Origin of the sequence: Streptomyces flavofungini, from assembly GCF_041028215.1 — a bacterium.
Lineage (GTDB): Bacteria > Actinomycetota > Actinomycetes > Streptomycetales > Streptomycetaceae > Streptomyces > Streptomyces flavofungini_B.
The window spans coordinates 1-2,534 of sequence record NZ_JASKYR010000865.1 but is presented as its reverse complement, the minus strand read 5'-3'; the positions used below and the strand labels follow the sequence as shown (position 1 = coordinate 2,534).

General features: G+C 72.4%; 2 protein-coding genes and 1 pseudogene. 1 reads left to right on the top strand and 2 read right to left on the bottom strand.

Features of this window, described 5'->3' with window-relative positions; translation table 11 throughout:
* Positions 1-91: 91 nt before the first annotated feature.
* Positions 92-1,603 (bottom strand): annotated as a pseudogene (locus tag AB8Z36_RS35720) (GNAT family N-acetyltransferase); the annotation flags it as partial.
* A 193-nt stretch (positions 1,604-1,796) separates the two neighbouring features.
* Here AB8Z36_RS35720 and AB8Z36_RS35715 point away from each other — a divergent pair.
* Complete coding sequence (locus tag AB8Z36_RS35715; RefSeq protein WP_369217547.1) at positions 1,797-2,078, top strand: HPr family phosphocarrier protein; 282 nt, start codon at positions 1,797-1,799, stop codon at positions 2,076-2,078.
* Positions 2,079-2,324: 246 nt separating this feature from the next.
* Here AB8Z36_RS35715 and AB8Z36_RS35710 read toward each other — a convergent pair.
* Positions 2,325-2,534, bottom strand: a 210-nt coding sequence (locus AB8Z36_RS35710) for an FCD domain-containing protein (protein WP_369217546.1), incomplete at its 5' end; no start/stop codon positions are given.

Below are 2,534 nucleotides of genomic sequence, written 5' to 3'. Positions count from 1 at the left end.
ACGCGGGCTACCAGCAGAAGCGCAGCTTCGAAGACGGCGTCGTGCGTCTGGAGTTCGGCCTGGAGCCGACCGACCGCTCCCTCGCCGTGCAGCGCGCCCGCGAGCAGCGCGCCGAGGGCCKCTCCGTGACGGTGTCCACGCGGATGACACCCGCCTGGCGCAGCAGGGCCGACACGGTGGCGTGCGGCAGCCGGGTGGCCTGTACGGCGTGCCCGGTGGGCGCGATGCCGCTGTGCCGGGCGCCCTGGACCACGACGAGCGGCTTGGCGGTCGCGGCCCTGCGGGCGAGGCGGGTGAACTTGCGCGGGTTGCCGATGGTCTCCAGGTACATCAGGGCGACATCGGTGTCCGGGTCCTCGTACCAGTACTGGAGGACGTCGTTCCCGGAGACGTCGGCGCGGTTGCCGGAGCCGACGAACGTCGAGAGGCCCCACAGGCCCGCGCCCCTGCGGTGCAGCCCGGACAGGAGCGCGATGCCGATCGCCCCCGACTGGGTGAACAGACCGATGCGCCCGCGCGCGGGCGACTGCGGGGCGAGCGAGGCGTTGAGCCGCGTCCGGGGGGAGGTGTTGATCACGCCGAAGGCGTTCGGGCCGATGATGCGCATGCCGTACGAGCGGGCCTGGCGCACCAGTTCGCGCTGCCGCTCACGCCCCTCGGCGCCGCTCTCGGCGTATCCGGCGGAGAGCACCACGAGGCCTTGCACCCCGCGCTCGCCGCACTCGGCGACGACCTGCGGCACGCGGTCGGCGGGCACGGTGACCACGGCGAGGTCCACGGGCTCGGCCACGGACGCCACGGAGGGGTGCGCGGGCACGCCCTCGACCTGAGTGCCCTCTTCGAAGGCGCTGTTCACCGCGTACAGGCGTCCGGTGAACCCGGCGTCGCGGAGGTTGCTCAGGACGCTGCGGCCGACCCCGCCGGGGGCCCGGCCCACGCCGATCACCGCGACCGAGCGGGGTGTCAGGAGGCGCTGCACGGAGCGGCCCTCGGCGCGCTGCTCGCGGGCGCGCTGCACGGCGAGGGAGCGGTCGGTCGGCTCCAGGCCGAACTCCAGACGCACGACGCCGTCTTCGAAGCTGCGCTTCTGCTGGTAGCCCGCGTCCGTGAACACCTTGATCATTTTGGTGTTGGCGGGCAGCACCTCGGCCGCGAAGCGCCGGATGCCGCGCTCCCTCGCGACCGCCGCGATGTGTTCGAGGAGCGTGGAGGCGACGCCCCTGCCCTGGTGGGCGTCCTGTACGAGGAAGGCGACCTCGGCCTCGTCGGCGGGCGCGCTGGCGGCCATGCCCCGCTCGTCGATGCGGTCGTAGCGCACGGTGGCGATGAACTCGCCGCCCACCGTCGCCGCCAGGCCGACCCGGTCCACCTGGTCGTGGTGGGTGAAGCGGTGCACGTCCTTGGCGGAGAGGCGGGGGTAGGGCGCGAAGAAGCGGTAGTACTTCGACTCGTCGGAGACCTGTTCGTAGAAGCTGACCAGGCGGTCCGCGTCGTCGGCCGTGATGGGCCTGATCCGGGCGGTGCCTCCGTCGCGCAGCACCACATCGGCTTCCCAGTGCGCGGGGTAGTCGTGCGGCTCCTGCTGATCCGACGGGGTCTGCATCAGGCCAGGGTACGGGTCACGGGGCGGCACGGACCGTGGACGGGTCGCGGTGCCGCCCGGACCTTGGCAGTCTTGGAGCCGCGTGACCGCCTGCCCGCACCCGGATGACCAGGGCGTACGGTCTGCGGAGCACCCGTGTCGACATGAGACACTGGTCTAGACAACTGTGAAACATCTGGAAGGGCAGCAACACATGGCTGAGCGCCGCGTCAACGTCGGCTGGGCCGAGGGCCTCCACGCCCGACCCGCCTCCATCTTCGTCCGCGCGGCCACGGCCGCCGGCGTCCCCGTGACGATCGCCAAGGCCGACGGCAACCCGGTCAACGCCGCCTCGATGCTCGCGGTGCTCGGCCTGGGCGCCCAGGGCGGCGAGGAGATCACCCTCGCCTCCGACGCCGAGGGTGCGGACGCCGCCCTCGACCGTCTGGCCAAGCTCGTCGCCGAGGGCCTCGAGGAGCTCCCGGAGACGGTCTGAACCGAGCGGTACCGGTCGGAGGGCCCACCCTGATACGGGGTGGGCCCTTCGGCGTATCGGATGCGGGTCGGGCCCTTCGGCGTTTTACGGATACGGGGGTGGACCCATGGGCGTGTGCATTGCGTCGGGCTATTCCGGCCCCGATGGGGAGCAGCGGAAATTACCCCCGGTGCGGAACTCTCCGCTCCCTGCCAGAACAACTCTGCTATACAACTCCGTACCCACTCCTTGTATACGGCGTCCGCGTTAATTCAGGAGACTCGCCGTGTTGACGGCACGTTGCGGATTTCTCACCGGGACCGCGCGCCCTGCGGGCCGCAGCCGGTGCGTGGCGGCCGCGCGCTCCGCGTGCCCCGCGGTGAGCGCCCTGGCCCGCTCCGCGTCGCCGCGGGCCACCGCGTCCACGATCGCGGCGTGCTCCGCCCAGGCCTCGCCCGGCTCGGCGGGCGGCTCGAC

Coding starts and splice junctions, on each gene's coding strand:
- AB8Z36_RS35715 (WP_369217547.1), top strand. CDS start 1,797: ATGGCTGAGCGCCGCGTCAACGTCGGCTGGGCCGAGGGCCTCCACGCC.